This is a genomic window from uncultured Agathobaculum sp. (assembly GCF_963927765.1).
Taxonomy (GTDB): Bacteria; Bacillota; Clostridia; order Oscillospirales; family Butyricicoccaceae; genus Agathobaculum.
Genome location: NZ_CAWVCU010000037.1, coordinates 37267 through 56213 on the forward strand (window position 1 = coordinate 37267; position 18947 = coordinate 56213).

At 58.2% G+C, this 18947-nt stretch carries 16 protein-coding genes and 1 other annotated feature; of the genes, 7 read left to right on the forward strand and 9 right to left on the reverse strand.

Translation table 11 applies throughout. From position 1 onward, the window contains the following. Positions 1-69 precede the first annotated feature (69 nt). The 4 genes from ABGT74_RS02950 to ABGT74_RS02965 all read left to right on the forward strand — a co-directional run bounded on the left by ABGT74_RS02950 (position 70) and on the right by ABGT74_RS02965 (position 5238). Complete coding sequence (locus tag ABGT74_RS02950) at positions 70-1164, forward strand: YibE/F family protein (RefSeq protein ID WP_297283942.1); 1095 nt, start codon at positions 70-72, stop codon at positions 1162-1164. A 254-nt stretch (positions 1165-1418) separates the two neighbouring features. Next, entirely contained in the window at positions 1419-1943 is a 525-nt protein-coding gene (locus ABGT74_RS02955; protein ID WP_297283943.1) for an adenine phosphoribosyltransferase, read from the forward strand. Between the two features lie 44 nt (positions 1944-1987). Beyond that, positions 1988-3349 (forward strand): NCS2 family permease, encoded by a 1362-nt coding sequence (locus ABGT74_RS02960; protein WP_346704397.1) that lies wholly within the window; start codon positions 1988-1990, stop codon positions 3347-3349. A gap of 134 nt (positions 3350-3483) precedes the next feature. Continuing rightward, positions 3484-5238, forward strand: a complete 1755-nt coding sequence (locus tag ABGT74_RS02965) for an S-layer homology domain-containing protein (RefSeq protein WP_346704398.1) — start codon at positions 3484-3486, stop codon at positions 5236-5238. A gap of 53 nt (positions 5239-5291) precedes the next feature. Here the strand turns inward: ABGT74_RS02965 and ABGT74_RS02970 are convergent, their stop codons facing one another. Beyond that, entirely contained in the window at positions 5292-6914 is a 1623-nt protein-coding gene (locus ABGT74_RS02970) for a recombinase family protein (protein ID WP_346704399.1), read from the reverse strand. Between the two features lie 265 nt (positions 6915-7179). Here ABGT74_RS02970 and ABGT74_RS02975 point away from each other — a divergent pair, with 265 nt between their 5' ends. Continuing rightward, positions 7180-8007: a nucleoside recognition domain-containing protein gene (locus ABGT74_RS02975; RefSeq protein WP_346704400.1), complete on the forward strand. Its 828-nt coding sequence runs from the start codon at positions 7180-7182 to the stop codon at positions 8005-8007. A gap of 115 nt (positions 8008-8122) precedes the next feature. Continuing rightward, on the forward strand, positions 8123-10528 hold the full coding sequence (locus tag ABGT74_RS02980; RefSeq protein WP_346704401.1) for a UvrD-helicase domain-containing protein: 2406 nt from the start codon (positions 8123-8125) through the stop codon (positions 10526-10528). A gap of 56 nt (positions 10529-10584) precedes the next feature. Here the strand turns inward: ABGT74_RS02980 and ABGT74_RS02985 are convergent, their stop codons facing one another. From ABGT74_RS02985 to ABGT74_RS03020, 8 genes are all read right to left on the reverse strand, one after another. Continuing rightward, positions 10585-11028 carry a DUF5391 family protein gene (locus ABGT74_RS02985; protein WP_297284255.1) on the reverse strand — a complete coding sequence of 148 codons (444 nt, stop codon included), beginning with the start codon at positions 11026-11028 and terminating at the stop codon, positions 10585-10587. Between the two features lie 107 nt (positions 11029-11135). After that, positions 11136-11843 (reverse strand): sigma-70 family RNA polymerase sigma factor, encoded by a 708-nt coding sequence (locus ABGT74_RS02990; protein WP_297284254.1) that lies wholly within the window; start codon positions 11841-11843, stop codon positions 11136-11138. After that, entirely contained in the window at positions 11840-12256 is a 417-nt protein-coding gene (gene spoIIAB / locus ABGT74_RS02995; protein WP_297284258.1) for an anti-sigma F factor, read from the reverse strand. Before spoIIAB ends, ABGT74_RS02990 begins: the two co-directional genes overlap by 4 nt. Positions 12257-12278: 22 nt before the next feature. After that, complete coding sequence (locus ABGT74_RS03000) at positions 12279-12596, reverse strand: anti-sigma factor antagonist (RefSeq protein WP_297284253.1); 318 nt, start codon at positions 12594-12596, stop codon at positions 12279-12281. An 85-nt stretch (positions 12597-12681) separates the two neighbouring features. Continuing rightward, the gene (locus tag ABGT74_RS03005) at positions 12682-13986 is read right to left on the reverse strand and encodes a folylpolyglutamate synthase/dihydrofolate synthase family protein (RefSeq protein WP_346704402.1); all 1305 of its coding nucleotides are present in this window, start codon (positions 13984-13986) and stop codon (positions 12682-12684) included. Between the two features lie 101 nt (positions 13987-14087). Continuing rightward, complete coding sequence (locus ABGT74_RS03010) at positions 14088-15158, reverse strand: hypothetical protein (RefSeq protein ID WP_346704403.1); 1071 nt, start codon at positions 15156-15158, stop codon at positions 14088-14090. Positions 15159-15355: 197 nt separating this feature from the next. Next, entirely contained in the window at positions 15356-17977 is a 2622-nt protein-coding gene (locus tag ABGT74_RS03015) for a valine--tRNA ligase (protein ID WP_346704404.1), read from the reverse strand. A 49-nt stretch (positions 17978-18026) separates the two neighbouring features. Beyond that, positions 18027-18242: a binding site (T-box leader), on the reverse strand. Between the two features lie 40 nt (positions 18243-18282). Continuing rightward, positions 18283-18465 (reverse strand): hypothetical protein, encoded by a 183-nt coding sequence (locus ABGT74_RS03020; protein ID WP_346704405.1) that lies wholly within the window; start codon positions 18463-18465, stop codon positions 18283-18285. Between the two features lie 113 nt (positions 18466-18578). Between ABGT74_RS03020 and ABGT74_RS03025 the strand changes: the two genes are divergently transcribed. After that, entirely contained in the window at positions 18579-18740 is a 162-nt protein-coding gene (locus ABGT74_RS03025) for a hypothetical protein (protein WP_297284248.1), read from the forward strand. The last annotated feature ends 207 nt before the right edge of the window (positions 18741-18947 follow it).

Here is an 18947-nt window from a genome sequence, read left to right on the forward strand (position 1 = left end):
TGATTTGATTTGCATACCGACCCAAAACATCCCATCCGCCGCCTTCTGCTCCGCTGGGCGCCGCCGCTTTTGCTTCTGCTCTTGTTCTGCATATTTGTCGTGCGCATCAATGCGGTGGATAAAATCGAGCTTGTCTCCCGCGAAGGGCAGACCTTCGAGAAAGGCGTCGTCACCGAGATCATACAGGACAATTTGCAGTACGACGGCAGCCGCGTTGGCGAACAGCTGGTGCGCGTGGAAATGAAAACCGGTGCGCGCGCCGGGCAGACGCTTGAAATGACCAGTTCCTCCGGCTATCTGTTCGGCGCAGGCTGCACCGAAGGGATGAAGGTCATCGTCATGCAGAGCGTTTCGGGCGACTCGACCGTTGCGAGCGTCTATGCACAGGACCGCGAAACCGTCATCTACGTGTTTGCAGGACTGTACCTGCTGGTGCTGTGCCTTGTGGGCGGCAAGCAGGGCATAAAGGGTGCGCTCGGTCTGGTGTTCACCTTTTTCTGCATCCTGTTCGTCTATCTGCCGCTTGTCTACCGCGGACATTCCCCGTTCTGGGTGTCGGTATTCATCTGCACGATCACCACAGTCGTCACCATGTACCTGATCGGCGGCCCGACGATGAAAACGCTGGTTGCGACCGGCGGCACGGTCGCGGGCGTGTGCATCGCCGGATTGGCTGCGACTGCGTTCAGCGCAGCTTCGGGCATCACAGGCTGGAATGTCAGCGACATCGAAAGCCTGCTGACACTGTGGAACACAAACGGCATTCAGGTCGGAGGTCTATTGTTTTCCGGCCTGCTTATCTCCAGTCTGGGGGCCACGATGGACGTTGCTATGTCAATCGGCAGCGCCATCAGCGAGATCCACGCCCAGACACCGGATATCTCCCGCCGCGAGCTGTTCCGCGCGGGCATGCGCGTCGGCCGCGACATGATGGGTACGGACTCCAACACACTCATCCTTGCCTTTGCTGGCGGCAGCATCAGCATGCTGGTGCTGGACTATGCCTACGACCTGCCCTATCTGCAAATCATCAACTCCAACAACATCGGCATCGCGATCATGCAGGGGCTGGCCGGCAGCTTCGGCATTGTGCTGAGCGTTCCGGTGACCGTGCTGCTCGCGGTTTTCCTTTATACACTCGGCCGGCAAAAACAATCTGCCTAAACTCCCATCAGCGGCGTCTTTTGAGCAAGGCGCCGCCGATGGCTTTTTGTACACCTTTCCGCAAATTGTATGGAAACCCCTTCCAAGATGCACGAAATGCAGAAAAACGCCAAGATAACCCACCGGATTTCATATAATAAAACTCTTGTATTGCGCGCCGGTTTTGCTTAAAATGGTTGTGTATGATGTGCTGTCTGCGGGCGGCACAAGCCCACACACAGAATGCGGATAAAAGACCGTATGGAGGAGGAAGCATGAGCAAAATCGAACCATATATCACCAGCATCCCGGATTTTCCGGAACGGGGCGTCATCTTCCGGGACATCACCACGGTGATCGGCAACGCGGACGGCTTGCAGCTTTCCGTGGACGAAATGGCGGCGCTGCTGGAGGGGGAAAACTTTGATGTGATCGCGGGACTGGAATCGCGTGGGTTCCTGTTCGGCATGCCCATCGCCTACAAGCTGCACAAAGCCTTTATCCCGATTCGCAAGGCAGGCAAGCTGCCGCGCGAGACCGCTGGCATGTCCTACGAGCTGGAGTACGGCACCGCGTCGATTGAGGTGCACCGCAACGACATCCGTCCGGGCATGCGCGTCGTGCTGATCGACGACCTGATCGCCACCGGCGGCACGCTGGAAGCGGCGGCCAAGCTGCTCGAATCGCTCGGCGCAACCGTGGTCAAGATCGTGTGCCTGCTGGAGCTGAAGGGACTGCACGGCCGCGACCGTTTGCAGAACTACCCGCTCGCCACCGTTGTGTCCTACGACGGCAAATAAGCAAAAAGGGAAAAAGAGAAAACAAAAAGGGGCTGAAACCACACATGTTTGAAAAGATGTTCAAGCTGTCGGATAACCACACCACCGTCCGCACCGAGGTCATGGCAGGTATCACCACCTTCATGACCATGGCATACATTCTCGCGGTCAACCCGAGCATCCTCGGCTCGACCGGCATGGACCCGACCGCCGTCCTGCTGGCGACCGCGCTGGCCTCCTGTCTGGGCACGGTCTGCATGGCGTTCATGGCAAACCTGCCGTTTGCACTGTCCGCCGGCATGGGTCTGAATGCATTCATGGCGTACACCGTCGTCGCCGGTTACGGCTACAGCTGGCAGGTCGCGCTGCTCGCGGTCTTTATCGAAGGCCTGGTCTTTATCGTGCTGTCGCTGACCAACGTACGCGAAGCCATCTTCAACGCCATCCCGCTGACGCTCAAAAAGGGCGTTTCGGTCGGCATCGGCCTGTTTATCGCATTTATCGGCCTGCAAAACGCGGGCCTCTCGGTCGACTCATCCACACTCGTCACCATCACCAGCTTTACGGATAATTTCCACACCGCGGGCATCTGCGCACTGCTTGCGCTGGTCGGCCTATTCATCACGGCGGTGCTGTATATCCACCACGTCAAGGGTGCGATCCTGTTCGGCATTCTGGCGACCTGGATCATCGGTATGCTCTGCCAGCTGACCGGCCTGTATGTGCCGGACGTGGAGGCGGGCTTCTACACCCTGTTCCCGACCTTCGGCATGACCGACTTTACCAAGTTCGGCCTGACTTTCGGCCAGTGCTTCAACGTCGATTTCGGCACGGTCGGCATCATCAACTTCATCGTTGTCATTTTCTCGTTCCTGTTCGTCGATATTTTTGACACGCTCGGCACGCTGATCGGCGTTGCCACCAAGGCAAAAATGCTCGACAAGGACGGCAAGCTGCCGCGCATCAAGCCCGCGCTGCTGTCCGACGCGATTGCGACCTCGGCGGGCGCTATCCTCGGCACCTCGACCACCACGACCTTTGTCGAGTCCGCCTCCGGCGTGGCTGTCGGCGGCCGCACCGGCCTGACCGCACTGGTCACCGGCGTGCTGTTCCTGATTTCGACGCTGTTTGCGCCGATCTTCACCGCAATCCCCTCGTTTGCCACCGCTCCGGCGCTGATTATGGTAGGCTTCCTGATGGTCGGCACGGTTTCCGAAATTCGCTTCGATCTGGACAACCTGACCGAAGCCATCCCGGCTTACCTCGCCATCATCTCCATGCCGCTGTTTTACAGCATTTCCGAAGGCATCTCGATGGGTGTTATCTCCTATGTGCTGCTCAACCTCGCCGCAGGCAAGGGCAAAAAGGTCACTCCGCTCATGTATGTGCTGGCGGTGCTGTTCATCCTCAAGTATATCTTCCTGTAAGCGCAAACGCGCATGGGCCGCTGTCCTCCGTGACAGCGGCTTTTTTTGCATTCTGCAATGATTGACGGCGCGCACGAAAACAGTTACAATGTGGATATCTCATATCCCACGTTTTCCCCGAAAAGGAGACTATTATGAAAAAAAGACTCACCTCCCTGCTATTGATGCTCGCCCTGCTTGTTTCCTGCCTGCCGCTTGCCGCCGCAGCTGAGGAAACGCCCGTTGCCGCGAGCGCAAACACCAAACTGATCGCATTCACCTTTGACGACGGCCCCTCGACCTACACCGCCACCCTGCTGGACGGTCTGAAAGCCCGCGGTGCCAAGGCTACCTTCTTTATGAACGGTACAAACGGCTCACACGGCATTGTCAATCATAAAGACCTGCTCACCCGTATGCGGGAGGAAGGCCATCAGCTCGCAAACCATACCTACCAGCACCTCATCCCGTTTGACAGCTACGGCGCAAGCACGATCTCGAGCGAGGTCAGCCGCGTAGAAAGCCTGCTGTTTGACCGTATGGGCGGCTCGTACACCGACATGGTGCGCACGCCCGGCGGCGCTGTGGGCGGCGCGGTCAAGAGCACGGTTGCCGCGCCTATCATCCTGTGGAGCGTCGACACCCTCGACTGGAAGTACCGCAACGCAAACACGGTCTACAACAACATCATCAAGGGCGCGCGCGACGGTTCGATCGTGCTGATGCACGATATCTACCAGACCAGCGTACAGGGCGCACTGCGTGCCATCGACACGCTGAAAGCGCAAGGCTATGAGTTTGTGACCGTTTCCGAGCTGCTGCGCCGCCGCGGCATCACCCCGCAAAACGGCAAGGTCTACACCAGCGCGCCGAACACCGGCACCAATCTGCCCGCTTATTCCGCGCCGACCATCAGCTCCACAACGGGCGACAACGGTGTTTCGGTCACGTTTTCCACTGCGGACAAGGGGCTGACGCTGTACTATACGACCAGCAGCATGACCCCGCACCTCGGCAGCCAGAAATACACCGGACCGATCACGATCACCAAGGACACGACATTCACGGTTGTGGGCATCGACCAGTACGGCACGCGCACGCCTGTCACCACCAAAAAGGTTGCGGGCGTACCGCCCACGGCTGCACCGACCGTTTCGTACGAAAACGGTATGCTGACACTTTCGTGCGCTACCGCGGGCGCGTCTATTTATTACACGACTGACGGCTCCACGCCGACCGCGCAAAGCACGCTTTATACCGGTGCGTTCGCGCCGGAAACCAACACGATCAAGTGCATCGCCATCCTGTCCGGTCATCTGGACAGCCCAGTCGTCACCTGCACGCTGACCGAATACGGCCGCTTGTTTACCGATGTACCGGCGGACAGCTGGTATTATGACAGCGTGGGTGAGATTGTCGAGCAGGGGCTGATGAACGGTACGGACGCGTATACCTTCTCGCCTGACACGGCGATGACCCGCGCCATGCTGACCACGGTACTCTATAACCTCGCGGACAAGCCTGAGGTGGGCGACAACCTCGGCTATCCCTATGCGGACGTGGACGCGAATGCCTATTATGCTACGCCTGTCTACTGGGCACAGGCGAACGGCCTTGTGACCGGCTACACCGACGAAACCTTCGCGCCGAACGACACGGTCACCCGTGAACAAGCCGCCGTGCTGCTCTACCGACTGGCAAATTACCTTGGCATGGACACCAGTGCACGCGCCGACCTGTCTGCTTATACGGATGCGGCACAAATCAGTGCCTACGCGCAGGAAGCCATGCAGTGGGCGGTCGCGTCTGGACTGCTGAACGGCCGCACCGCAACCACGCTTGCCCCGCAAGGCAGCGCGACCCGCGCGGAGGGCGCAAAAATCCTGACGAGCTTTACCGCGCTGACCTAATTCCATAAAGGACACAACGAAACGGGACGCACTCTCTAACCGGTGCGTCCCGTTTATTCGATCCAATCTATTTTGCAAGGTTCCGGCAAAAAGCGGAAATGAATGATCACTTTCTGCCGCTTCTTCTTGCCTTGTTCCGTTTTTTCGTATGTACCCTGTCCGACCTCGATCCGCTCGATCAGTTCAAACAGCAGGGACGGTGTCAGTTCCTCCACATCCGTATAGCGGCGAATGATCGTCCGCAAGCGTTCCTGTAGCCGCTGTAAGCTTTGCGCCCCACCATCCGGCTGCACCGTGTCCATCTGCTGCTGGAGCGCAGCCGTCTTGCACTCATACCGTTCGAGCAGCGGATAAAAGTTTGTGTCCCCGATTTTGCCTGCCGCGCGATCCTCATAAAGCTGCGCGACCAAACGCTGGACTCGCTCCAACTCCTGTGTCAGCCGTTCCCGCTCGCGGCTTGCTTCTCGACCCCGCTCATCCAGACGCAGACGATGCTGCAACCGCTCAAATAAGGTATCGCAGTCCTGTTCGGACAGGCAGACATATTGGCGCACCGCCTCCAGTACACAGCGATAGAGCGATTCATAGGAAATAAAATGGTTGGAGCAAGCAGCTGTGCCCCGCAGCTTATACGCGCTGCAGGCCAGATTGGCTGCCGAACCTTTTCGGCGTGTGCCGACTGTAGACATTGCCTTACCGCAGTCCAGACAGAAAGCAAGCCCGGAAAACAGATTGGAAAATGCTGCTTTCCGGTCGCAGCGACGGGCTGACCGCTGGTGCTGCACCGCGTCAAAGGTCTGCCGAGAAACCAGCGGCGCATGACAATCGCGAACGATAATCCACTCGTCTGTCCGTTTTTCGCGAATCTTTTTGCTTTTGAAGCTGACCTTGTCGGTCTTTCCCTGCGCAATATGGCCCAGATACACCATATCTTGCAGCATACGGCTGACCCCCACCGAGGTCCACGCCTTGCGTTTGGAGTAATGATCCGGATTCAGTTCCGGATGCACCAAAGTGCGATAGACAGCCGGCGGCGGCTCGCCGCGCTCGTTCAACATCCGCGCGATCTCTGCCGGGCGCTTGCCCGCAGCTGCCCATGCAAAGATCTGCCGCACGGTCGCGGCAGCTCGCTCGTCTGGAATCAGGTGGTTTTTGTCTTGGGGATCTTTTTGATACCCATACGGCGCAAAATTCCCGATAAACTTGCCTGCCTGCATTTTGGTATGCAACGCGCCGCGAATCTTGCGGCTGGTATCACGGGCGTACATTTCGTTGATGACATTGCGGAACGGCGCAAGGTCGGTATCAGACCGCGCTGTGTCGATACCGTCTCCTACCGCAATCAGCCGCACGCCATGCTCGGGGAACACCAGCTCTAAATAGCGGCCGGTCTGGATATAATCACGCCCAAGCCGCGACAAATCCTTGACCAACACGACTTCGAACCGGTGCTGCTCCATATCACGAAGCATATCCTGAAAGCGCGGGCGGTCAAAACGCGTGCCCGACCACCCATCGTCCGCATACTCTCCTACAATGGGAAACCCTTCCCGCTCTGCATATGCCTGCAATAAGCTGCGCTGATTCTGGATGCTCTCGCTTTCGCCTGGATTGTCGTCGTCGCGGCTGAGCCGCAGGTACAGAACCGCCCTGCAAGCGACAGGAGATTTTTGCATCGGTATCACACCTTCCTACTGCTGCTTGCAAGCGCTTCGATCACCTATACCGATGCAGCAGATGTTTCTTCCTCGAACTGCGCCGCGATGACGTTCTCAAGCAGCTCGAGCAAAACTTGACGCTGCTGTGCTGAACGCTCGTTTGTCTGCGTCCTGTTCACGGGTTGACCTCCTCTCCGCCTTGGTTGTATTCTATGCTGCTTCGCATTTTGAATTGCCTAACCTATGCCTTTCGTACGCATCCACTTTTCACCCAAGCATGTGCATGGGCTTCGGATGCAACGCCTGTGGTGTGACCGGCTGCCGTATCATCGACTCGCCCCGCGAACGGCTGATCGCCATTCTGACCAACACCTTCGCGCCTTGCAACGGGCGGTTTCCGCTGCTGATTTTCCTCTGCTCGGTGTTTTTCGCGGGCAATTCCATCGGCGGCGCGCTGCTGCTCACCGCCGTGATCGCGGGCAGCGTCGTGCAGACCCTCGCCGCCTCGCACCTGCTGTCCGCGACCGTGCTGAAAGGCGTGCCATCCTCGTTTACGCTCGAACTGCCGCCTTACCGCGCTCCGCAACTAGGGCAAGTCATCGTGCGCAGCGTACTCGACCGGACGCTGTTTGTGCTCGGCCGCGCGGCAGCGGTAGCTGCACCTGCGGGCGCGCTGATCTGGCTGCTGGCCAATCTTGACATTGGGGGCATATCGGTGTTCTCCCACCTGACTGCCTTTCTCGACCCTGCGGGTCGCCTGTTCGGACTGGACGGCGTGATCCTGCTCGCTTTCGTCCTTGCCTTTCCGGCAAACGAGCTGGTGATGCCGCTGATCGTCATGGGCTATCTTGCCACCGGCACGATCGCAGATGTTTCCGATTTCGCGGCCTTCCGCACGCTGCTTGTGGCAAATGGCTGGACAGTCTGCACCGCGCTGTGCACGCTGGTATTCACCGTTGCGCACTGGCCCTGCTCGACCACATGCCTGACCATCTGGAAGGAAACACACAGCGTGCGCTGGACGCTTGCCGCCGTCGCGCTGCCGACCGCGTTCGGCCTCACGCTCTGCCTTGCCGTGCACGGTGCATGCACACTCGTCGGTCTTGCCTGAAAAAAGCCGCCCCACCGGGCGGCTTTTTTATGCGCGCGAAACACAGGAACATTTGTTTTCTTTCTTGGTTTATGCTATACTGGTTTCGTATCTTCAAAATGAAACGAGGAACCCCATGGAACCGACCAAATTTGACATAAAATATGCCGCCGTACGGCGCGCGATCATCGAACAATCCTTTGCGCACTTAAACGACCGCCAGCGCGAAGCGGTGTTCACCACCGAAGGCCCGCTGCTCATCCTTGCGGGTGCAGGCAGCGGCAAAACTACCGTGCTTATCAACCGCATCGTCAATATCCTTCGCTTTGGACAAGGTTTGACGAGCGAATTCGCCCCCGAGGGCGCGACCGAGGAGGACTTGCTGTTCCTCACCGAATACCTGACCGCCCCCAAGCCGGAAAACCGCGCCCGCGCTGAAAGGCTGTGCGCGGTCGATGCCGCGCGCCCGTGGCAGGTCATTGCCATCACCTTTACCAACAAAGCCGCGCGCGAGCTGCGCGACCGTCTGCTGGCAGCGCTGCCTGACGCACAGGCCGCAAGCGACGTTTGGGCCTACACCTTCCACACTGCCTGTCTGCGCATTTTGCGGCGCTATAACGAGCTGCTCGGCTTTGACAGTCCGTTCACCATCTACGACGAGGACGACAAAAAGCGTGTAGTCACGAACTTGCTCAAGCAGTTAAACCTCGACCCGAAAGCCTTTGACCCGCGCACGGTTATCAGTATGATTAGCCGCGCCAAGGACAAGCTGATGACGCCAAAGCAGTTTGCCGCGGACGCCGCAGGCGACTACTTCCGCGAAAAGGTGGCGGATGTCTACAAGCTGTACGAAAAGGAGATGCGCAAGGCGTGCGCGCTCGACTTTGACGACATCATCATGAAAACCGTTCTGCTGCTGCAAAGCAATCCGGATGTACTGGAATTGTACCAGCGGCAGTTCCGCTATGTTCTGGTGGACGAATATCAGGATACCAACTATGCCCAGTATGTGCTGACCAGCCTGCTCGCGGGACACTATCAGAACATCTGCGTGGTCGGTGATGATGACCAGAGTATCTACAAATTCCGCGGTGCAACGATTGCCAACATTCTGGAATTCGAAAAGCAGTTCAAAAACGCTAAAACCATCCGTCTGGAACAAAATTACCGTTCCACCGGCAACATCTTGAGCGCCGCCAACGAGGTCATCCGCAACAACGTCGGCCGCAAGGGCAAGGAACTTTGGACCGATCAGGCGGGCGGCTCGAAAATCCATCTGCACCGCTCGGACAGTCAGGAGGGCGAAGCCGCCTACATTGCGGACACCATCCGTGAGGGCGTGGAATCCGGCCGCCGGTGGAGTGATTTTGCCATCCTGTACCGCAACAACGTCCTTTCGGATAACATCGCCGCCGCGTTCATCCGCGCGGGCATCCCCTATCGCGTCTATAAAGGCCGCGACTTCTTCTCGCGCGCCGAGGTGCGCGATATGTTCGCCTATCTGTGGGTGCTGGAAAACCCGGCGGACGAGCTGCGTCTGCGCCGTATCATCAATGTTCCTGCGCGCAAGATCGGAGACAAATCGGTGGAAACCGCGTCGCAGATCGCGCTGGAAAACGGCATGCTGCTGTATGATGTGGTGCGAAACGCTTCGCAGTTTGCGCCGCTCTCGCGCAGCGCAGCAGCCATGGAGAAGTTCGGCACGATGATGGAGAACTTGCGCCAGCAGCGCGAATTTCTCTCGCTCTCCGAGCTATATGATGAACTGCTCAATCAAAGCGGCTATCTGCGCGCGCTTATGGAAAAGGGCGGTGCGGAGGAGCAAGGACGCATCGAGCATATCGAAGAGCTCAAATCCTACCTCGTTGACTATGAGGAAAAGAACGAAACACCCACGCTAGGCGGCTTCCTCGAGGATATGGCTCTCTACACCGACGCCGACCAAACCGAAGAGGACGAGGACGCGGTGCTGATGATGACCATGCACTCGGCCAAGGGTCTGGAATTTCCAGTCGTGTTCCTCGCCGGCATGGAGGACGGCCTGTTCCCCGGCTTCCGTGCGATGGAACGCGACGAAGATATGGAGGAGGAGCGTCGGCTGTGTTATGTTGCGGTCACACGCGCGCGGGAGCAGCTTTATCTCACCTGCGCCGAGCGCCGTTTGCTGTACGGCCGCACGCAGTACGCGCATCCCTCACGTTTCATTGACGAAATGCCGCGCGACCTGCTGGACAGCAACATCGTCGAAAGCCGTATGTTCGGTTCCGCCACCCAGCCCGACCCCGATCTGCCCCGTGCGCAAATTACCCGCGCGCGTTCGTTCTCGGCTGCGTCCTCGGTTGCCGCTGTTCCCAAGGCCGCGGGCGCGCCGCTGCCCGACTTTCCGGCGGGCTGCCGTGTGCATCACAAAGCGTTTGGCGACGGCATGATCGTCTCGGTCAAACCGATGGGCAACGATGCGCTGCTCGAAATCGCCTTCGACCAGAAGGGCACCAAGCGGCTCATGGCCAAGGCGGCGGCAAATTTCATGCAGAAAATCTAAAAGACGCCAGAAGAAAGGCGGCTGCCGGTTGGCAGCCGCCTTTTTCAGTTCTTTTCTCACACTTTATCCGACCCACGCACCGGAAATGCCGCGCGAAACCACAGAAAACCCAAAATCAGTGCTGCAATATCCAGTACAACCACAGCAGAAAACCACAGGTCACGCCGCATGACATACCAGCCCTCGCCGCCAAGCTGAAACAGCAGCATCACCGCCATCAGGCCCAGAAGCCCCAGCGTAACCACCAATACCGCGCCGTTGATAACCGCGAGCAGATACTTTGCCCAATGCTGTCCCACGCCATACAGCACCGCAGGTAGCAGATAGAGCACCGCAGCGAGCGCCGCAGCCAGCCACATCGTGCGGCTACCGAAGCCTCCAAAATATGGGACGCTGCCTTGCATCGTAGGGGAAAGCGAGATGGCAAGCACGATCATCACCCAAACCACAGCCAGACCAACCGCCCAGCCAACCACCGATTTCCGTACTGTTTTCGGCATCGTTTCCACCCCTTTCCGGTATCTGCTTTCAGTTTAACCCAGCGCACGCGGCCTGTCAATGTCAATCTGCACATGCAAAAGCGGGCTGCTCCGAACGGACAGCCCGCTTATTCCATCAGTTTTTTCCTGAGTGCTGCGATCGCGCGCTTTTCGATGCGCGAGACCTGTACCTGTGAGACCCCAATGATTTTGGACACCTGCTGCTGGGTCAGATCACGTGAAAACCGCAGTGCAAGCACCTGCTGCTCACGCTCGGGCAGTGCCCGCATCGCCTCGCCCAGAGACAAATACAGGCAGGTGCGCTCCTCCATGCCCTCGTCGCCCACCAGATCGCCCAGCCGCCCGCCGCCGGACAGCTCACGCTCGAACGAGTCCACCGTCACGTCCGCCTGCTCGCAGGCAGCGACCTCTTCCACCGTCAGCCCGGCTGCCGCCGCGACCTCGGTCACCGTTGGGGAGCGGCCGGTTCGCCCCTCCAATTCCGCCTGAATGCGCCGTACGCGCACCGAACGCTCCTTCACCGCGCGTCCAACCTTGACCGCGCCATCGTCCCGCAAAAAGCGCCGGATCTCACCCGCGATTTTGGGAACCGCATAAGTAGAAAATTCGTTGCCGAGCGCCGCATCAAAGCCACGCACCGCCTTGATAAAGCCCACGCAGGCCAGCTGATACAGGTCGTCCGGCTCCACGCCACGCCCGTAATATCGCCGTGCAATCGACCAGATCAGCCCACTGTTTTCCTCGATCAACTGCGCTTCCGCGTCGCGGTCGCCCGCTGCCGCCCGCTCGAGCAGACCGCGCATCGTACCGGTCACGCGCTGCGCTCCCGTAACAGCTTGATCATGGTCACCATCGTTCCCTTACCGGGCGTGGAGCGCACGCGCAGCTTGTCCGTGAACGATTCCATAATGGTAAAGCCCATACCGCTGCGGGCGTCATCCCCGGTGGTGAACATGGGCTGGCGCGCCTGCTCGACGTTCTCAATGCCGCGTCCGGTATCCTTGACCTTGATTTCCAGAATACGCCCCTCCAGCAGCCGCACCGTGACCGTGATAAACCCGGTTTTATCCGCATAACCATGCACGATCGCATTCGTAACCGCCTCGGACACGATGGTTTTGATGTCGCCCAGCTCCTCCATCGTTGGATCGAGCTGCGCCACGAACGCACCGACCGCCTGCCGCGCGAACGCCTCATTGACCGACCGACTTTCAAATTTCAGGCTCATTTTGTTGATGACCGCGCGCAACTTACTCCCCCCTCTCGAAAATCATGACTTGCGGCAACCCCGCCGCCTCGAACACACGCATGGGCTGCTGCGGCGTGCCGCGCACCACAAAATCGCAGCCGCTGCGCGCACAGGTGCGGTGCAGGTGCAGCACGACCGCAAGACCCGAGCTGTCCATAAACGTCAGCCCACCCAAATTTAAAACCAGCTTTTCGCAGGGGTAGAGCGCCATCAAATCCTCGCTTTGCTCAATGGCTTCGCGCGCGGCGTGGTGATCCAGCTCGCCCGACAGCGAAACCGTCAGCACGCCGTCGCTCTCCGCCTGTGTGATATGCAGCATATCTGTTTTCACCTCATTTTTTCTGACAAACAAAAAAGGCTTGTACCTTTCCGGTACAAGCCTTACTTTACCATTTTTTACCTATTTATTCTGCCGTTTTCTGTCGTGTGCGCAGGATTTTTTCCGCCTCGCCGATCAAATACAACGACCCGCAGACCAGCACGCAATCGCGCGGCGCGGCCTTTTCCAGCGCCTGCCCCAGCGCGCGCTCCACCGTGTGGCAATCGTACACCTCGGCGCAGTGCTGCTCGGCAATGGCGGCGGCTGTCTGTGCGGGCAGAGCGCGCGCATCCGCCTCAGGCGAGCAGGCAAAGAACACGTCCGCGCGGCGCGCCATTTCATAGATGCATTCCGCGTATTCCTTGTCCTTTACCATCCCCATCACAACCAGCAGGCGGCGCATTTTGAGCATTTCGTCCACCGTTCGGGTCAGTGCCGCCACACCGGCGGCATTGTGCGCCCCATCGAGCAGTACCAGCGGCTGGTCAGACATACGCTCGAGCCGTCCCGGCATGCGCGCCCGCGCCAGTCCGCGCACCTCAGCCTCAGTCGGGATGTTCCAGCCGCGCTCCCGCAGCGCGGCAAGCGTGCGCAGCGCGGTCTGTGCGTTTTGCAGCTGGTGGCGGCCGGGCATCGGGATAGTGTAGCCCTGTCCCCCGCGCACAAACGCCGAACCCATGATATCACACCGCAGCAACTGCATGTCCTGCATGCCGTCATACCAGACCGCGCCCGCTGCGTCGCACGCGCGCCGGATGACCGGCAACGTCTCGTCCGGCTGTCCGTCCGCGCAGACCACCGCGCAAGCCGGCTTGATGATCGCTGCCTTTTCTGCCGCGATTTTGGCAACCGTGTCACCGAGTACGGCCATATGGTCGCGCGAAATCGGAGTAATCACACACGCTTCGGCTGCACGGATGACATTGGTCGCGTCATACCGGCCGCCCAGACCGGTTTCCAGCACGACAATATCGCACCGCTGCTCGGCAAAATACAAAAATCCCAGCGCAGTAGTGAACTCAAACTCCCCGATCTGCTCACCCTCGGGCAGTGTCAACTCCTTGCACGCCTGCTCCACGCGCGCGGACAAGCGCGTCAGATCTGCGTCCGAAATCATGGTGCCATCCACACGGATACGCTCATGGAACTGCACGAGGTAAGGCGAGGTGTACAGCCCAACATGATATCCTGCCGCACGCAGCACGGAATCCAACATGCACGCGGTCGAGCCTTTGCCGTTCGTGCCCGCCAAATGCACGAATTTCAGCCCGTCCTGCGGATCACCCAGCGCCGCGCACAAGGCACGAATGCGGTGCAGGCCGGGCTTGCCGGAAAAACGCCCGAGCGAATGAATATAATCAACAGCAGTTTTTGGAATTGCGGTATCCATAATAAACCCTTTCCTGAAAAACGATATGCATCATTATACCATGCTCTGCCAAAAAGAAAAAGGAGAAACCATCGTTTCCCCTTTTCTCTGCTTGCGCTTTTTCACAGCGCGATCTCCGGCCCCAGTTCGACCGTACCGCCCGCCGCGTCCCCTGCGCCGCCCATATCTCCCGCGGAAACCGAGGGCAGCGGACAGGCAGGTACCGCTGCTGCCGCAAATTGGTCATAACCGGGATGCTTTCCGCGCTTGTGCTGCGTTGGCGTCTGTACAATACCGCCGTTGGCCGTTGTCACATCCGCCCGCATTCGCTTGGAGCGCTGCTCCTTCTGCGCGCGGCGCAGCCGATTGGCCTCTTCCTGCTTTTGCTCGCGCTCGGCACGTTTTTTCTTCGCACTGAGCAGCTGCTCGGCTTGCAGACGGCTGATTTTGCGCGTCGCCCGCTGCAGAAGCGTGCGCAGTGACCGAATGGCACGCCGTGCTTTGGCGGCGTTCTCGCCCGAGGTCATGGCCTCGCCTTGCAAATTGTTGATGGCACTGTTGATATCCGAAATAAGCATGTTGACCTGCCCCACGCTCGCCGCACGCGCCAAACGGTGGTATTTCCCTTTGGTCGAATAGTTGCGCGGATTGGTAACGATGATTGTCTTTTTCTGCTCCTTTGGCTTATTCATCTCCGCAAACCAGTGCAGCAGCTGCTTTGCTTTTTCCATCTGTTCGGCTGCCGGAGATTTCTCAAAATACGTCCAAGTCTGCGCCTTCTCCTCATTCACATACACGCCCGAGATATCCGTAGCGTTCAGCGTGCGCAGCAGTCGCAGCAGCGTGTCGCAGCCCTCCTGAAATTCTTCCGGCCCTTGCGCCATTTTATCCAGAAAGGATTGGTCGATCACCAGATGCTTACCACCGCCCAGTCCGATGGCGAGTTTTTTCAGTTCTTCCCCATCCTTTGCGCTGCCGGTCACGATCTCGATGCCGGGAAAGCTGTCGCGCAGGCTTTCCAGCACCTCATTGACCGCACGTGTCCAATCGGTTCCCTGCCAATTGCCATCCAGCGTTACCTTATCCTGCGGTTCCGTCTGTCCCGCAGCGTAGCGTGTATCCATACCGGTGTTCTGGCTTTGCTGCCCTGCCGCCCGGTAAAGCGCGCGTATCCGTTCGATCCGCTCCACCATCGTCTGTCCCTCCATCCTTTGCTGTGGTTTGATCCCCTTATATGTAAATATCCGACCAAAACAGCATAAAAAGTAATGGACATTTTCAACAATCTTTCAATCTTTGTTTCGTATTAGGTTTCGTAGAAACACGTAAAAAAACGCGCCGCAGGCGGTTTTGCCTGCGGCGCATATCTTTTTACTTGTATGAAACTCAATCAGCCGAGAGCCGCGATGGATTCCTCCAGCTTTGCGAGGTGCTCGCGCAGCTTTTCGGCCTTCTCGCGCTCGACCGCGACAACCTTCTCGGGCGCCTTGTCAACAAACTTCGGGTTGTTGAGCTTCTTCATGACGAACTCTATGTCATCCTCGACCTTGGCCTTCTCCTTTTCGAGACGCGCGCGCTCGGCAGCAAAGTCGATGAGGTCGCCCATCGGCATATACAGCTGCGCGTCGCCCGTGACAACGGACGCCATCTTGGCCGCATCCGCAGGCACTGCGTCGATCAGCTCAATGCCGGAAGCGTAAGCCAGCTTCGGGAAGAAGCCCTCACCAGCTGCAAAGGTGTCCTTCTTCTCGGTCAGGATGAGCACCTTGGCCTTCTTGGACGGCGGGACGTTCATCTCGCTGCGGCGGTTGCGGATGGCGCGCACTGCGTCCATCAGCGTTTCCATCTGCGCCTCTTCCGCGGCAAAGTGCAGCTTTTCGTCGTACTCCGGCCACTTGGAAACCATGACCGACGGGCCTTCGTGCGGCAGCGCCTGCCAAATGGTCTCGGTGATGAACGGCATGAACGGGTGCAGCAGCTGCATCGCGCCGGACAGCACATAGCACAGCACCTTCTGCACATTCTCGTCGCCTGCCTGCAAACGAGTCTTGGCGATCTCGATATACCAGTCGCAGAAGTTGTCCCAGATAAAGTCGTTGAGCTTGGCAGCCGCCAGACCCAGCTCGTACTGGTCGATGTTGCGGGTGACCTCGGCAACCAGCGTGTTGAACTTGGACACGATCCACTTGTCCTCGAGCGTCAGCGTCTCGGGCAGCTGGGCGGCCTTGTCCTTGCCGATGGTCAGGTTCATCTGAATGAAACGCGATGCATTCCAGATCTTGTTGCAGAAGTTACGCGACGCCTGCACGCGCTCGTCCGAGAAACGCATGTCGTTTCCGGGGCTGTTGCCGGTCGCAAGCGTAAAGCGCAGCGCGTCCGCGCCGTACTGGTCGATGATCTCCAGCGGGTCGATGCCGTTGCCAAGCGACTTGGACATCTTGCGGCCCTGCGCGTCGCGTACCAGGCCGTGAATATACACGGTATCAAACGGCGTCTGACCCATGTGCTCGACGCCCGAGAAAATCATGCGCGCGACCCAGAAGAAGATGATATCGTAGCCGGTAACCAGCGTGGAAGTCGGGTAGAAATACTCCAGCTCCTTGGTCTTTTCCGGCCAGCCGAGCGTAGAGAACGGCCACAGCGCGGAGGAGAACCAGGTATCCAGCACGTCCTCTTCCTGACGGACGTTCTTGGAGCCGCACTTCGGGCAAACATGGATATCTTCCTTGGAAACGGTCATCTCGCCGCAGTCATCACAGTAGAACGCCGGGATGCGGTGGCCCCACCACAGCTGACGCGAAATGCACCAGTCATGGACGTTTTCCATCCAGCGCAGGTAGGTCTTGGAGAAACGGTCAGGCACGAACTTGGTCTTGCCCTCGGTGACAACGTCCATCGCGGGCTTGGCCAGCGGCGCCATCTTGACAAACCACTGCGCCGAGGTCATCGGCTCAACCGTCGTGCCGCAGCGGTAGCAGGTACCGACGTTATGCTCGTGATCCTCGATCTTAACGAGGTAGCCGCCCTCTTCGAGGTCCTTGATGACTGCCTTGCGGCACTCGTAGCGATCCATGCCCTCGTACTTGCCGCCGTTTTCGTTGACGGTTGCATCCTCGTTGAACACAAGAATCTGCTCGAGGTTGTGGCGCTGACCCATCTCGAAGTCGTTCGGGTCGTGGCAGGGCGTGACCTTAACACAGCCCGTACCGAATTCCATATCGACGTATTCATCACCGAAAATCGGGATTTCGCGGTTCATGATCGGCAGGATGCAGGTCTTGCCAATCAGGTGCTTGTAGCGCTCATCGTTCGGGTTGACGGCAACGCCGGTATCGCCCATGAAGGTCTCCGGACGGGTGGTCGCGACAACCAACTCGCCCGAACCGTCCGCGAGCGGATAGCGGATGTGCCACAGCTTGCCCGGCTGGGTCTCGTACTCAACCTCCGCATCGGAAAGCGCGGTCGTGCAGTGCGGGCACCAGTTAATGATGCGGTGGCCCTTGTAAATCAGGCCCTTGTTATAGAGGTTTACAAACACCTCGCGGACTGCCTTGGAACAGCCCTCGTCCATCGTGAAGCGCTCGCGCTCCCAGTCGCAGGACGAACCGAGCTTTTTCAGCTGGCTGATGATGCGGTTGCCGTACTGGTGTTTCCAGTCCCAGACGCGCTCGAGGAACTTCTCGCGGCCAAGGTCATAACGGGTCAAGCCCTCTTCCTTGCGCAGGTTCTCCTCTACCTTGATCTGGGTAGCGATGCCTGCATGGTCGGTGCCGGGCATCCACAGCGCTTCATAACCCTGCATGCGCTTGGTACGGATGAGAATATCCTGCAAGGTCTCGTCGAACGCATGACCCATGTGCAGCTGACCGGTTACGTTCGGGGGCGGAATAACGATGGTATAAGGTTTCTTGTCCGGGTTGACCTCGGCATGGAAGAAGCCGGAGTCATTCCAGAAGCTGTACAGCTTGTCCTCGACCGCTTTTGGGTCGTAGGTCTTGGGCAGTTCGCTCATTGGCTCTATCTCCTTTTCGGTTTTTGATAACTAAAAAAGCACGCCGTCCGTATAGGACGAAGCGTGCTCCGTGGTACCACCTAAATTCGCAGCAAAACTGCCGCGCACTCGTTGACCCGTAACGTGGGCGGGACGGGAGGGCCTACTGTTTTCAGCCATCCTGCTCCAAAGCGACCTTCTTCCTACCCGCCGAAGGGCTTGCACCGAACCGCCCTCTCTCTTGACGCGCGGGGACAGGAATACTCCTCTTTGTCATTGCATTTTGCGTATTAACTTAATCAGTATATCCACAAAAGCGGGGTTTGTCAAGGTTTTTGCGCGTCAGAAAGGTCGATTTTGCCGTTTTTCTCTTCATAGTCGCGAATACAGCCATAAATCAGGTGCATGACCTGTCCATTGATCGACCTGCCCTCGTATTTAGCAATATACCGCAGCTTGAGACGGGTTTCATCCTCCAGCCGCAGGGATAGATGTTTTTTCTTTTCCACACATAGCACCCATTTCGCATTTATTATGGGTTCATTTTAAGTGTATTATGTGTTAGAATGAGATTAAGAACCCATAGTGGGTTCTTAATAATTCTTATATGGAGGTCACTGCTATGGACGAACTCAACTACAAAGACGCTTACCTATATCTAGTGCGCGCGGTCGATGACCTTGTCCGCTACATGGAGCTGTCGGACGAAACCGCCGACCGCCAAACCGTGCTTTCCGGGCTGCGGCAAGCGCTTTCGGGCGCGGAGGAACGTGCCATTGAGTAAGCCCACCCTTTCCGATAAAAACTCCCAACTTTCCCCTTGCATTTGCCGCAAAACTGTGTTTTAATAGTACTGTTATCTGCGATGAACAGGGAAAGTAACGTCATTCCCCTCTTTTCAGAGAAAACGGCCTTTGGCTGCGAGCCGTTCAAAGAGACCTGACGCGAAGTTCCCCTGCGAGCACCGGCGCTGAACGGCTTTTCCAGTAGG

What these genes read in the sequence shown, in the direction of transcription:
- ABGT74_RS02955 (WP_297283943.1), top strand. Translation starts at nt 1,419, where the DNA reads ATGAGCAAAATCGAACCATATATCACCAGCATCCCGGATTTTCCGGAA.
- ABGT74_RS02960 (WP_346704397.1), top strand. Translation starts at nt 1,988, where the DNA reads ATGTTTGAAAAGATGTTCAAGCTGTCGGATAACCACACCACCGTCCGC.
- ABGT74_RS02965 (WP_346704398.1), top strand. Translation starts at nt 3,484, where the DNA reads ATGAAAAAAAGACTCACCTCCCTGCTATTGATGCTCGCCCTGCTTGTT.
- ABGT74_RS02970 (WP_346704399.1), bottom strand. Translation starts at nt 6,914, where the DNA reads ATGCAAAAATCTCCTGTCGCTTGCAGGGCGGTTCTGTACCTGCGGCTC.
- ABGT74_RS02975 (WP_346704400.1), top strand. Translation starts at nt 7,180, where the DNA reads ATGGGCTTCGGATGCAACGCCTGTGGTGTGACCGGCTGCCGTATCATC.
- ABGT74_RS02980 (WP_346704401.1), top strand. Translation starts at nt 8,123, where the DNA reads ATGGAACCGACCAAATTTGACATAAAATATGCCGCCGTACGGCGCGCG.
- ABGT74_RS02985 (WP_297284255.1), bottom strand. Translation starts at nt 11,028, where the DNA reads ATGCCGAAAACAGTACGGAAATCGGTGGTTGGCTGGGCGGTTGGTCTG.
- spoIIAB (WP_297284258.1), bottom strand. Translation starts at nt 12,256, where the DNA reads ATGAGCCTGAAATTTGAAAGTCGGTCGGTCAATGAGGCGTTCGCGCGG.
- ABGT74_RS03000 (WP_297284253.1), bottom strand. Translation starts at nt 12,596, where the DNA reads ATGCTGCATATCACACAGGCGGAGAGCGACGGCGTGCTGACGGTTTCG.
- ABGT74_RS03005 (WP_346704402.1), bottom strand. Translation starts at nt 13,986, where the DNA reads ATGGATACCGCAATTCCAAAAACTGCTGTTGATTATATTCATTCGCTC.
- ABGT74_RS03010 (WP_346704403.1), bottom strand. Translation starts at nt 15,158, where the DNA reads ATGGTGGAGCGGATCGAACGGATACGCGCGCTTTACCGGGCGGCAGGG.
- ABGT74_RS03015 (WP_346704404.1), bottom strand. Translation starts at nt 17,977, where the DNA reads ATGAGCGAACTGCCCAAGACCTACGACCCAAAAGCGGTCGAGGACAAG.
- ABGT74_RS03025 (WP_297284248.1), top strand. Translation starts at nt 18,579, where the DNA reads ATGGACGAACTCAACTACAAAGACGCTTACCTATATCTAGTGCGCGCG.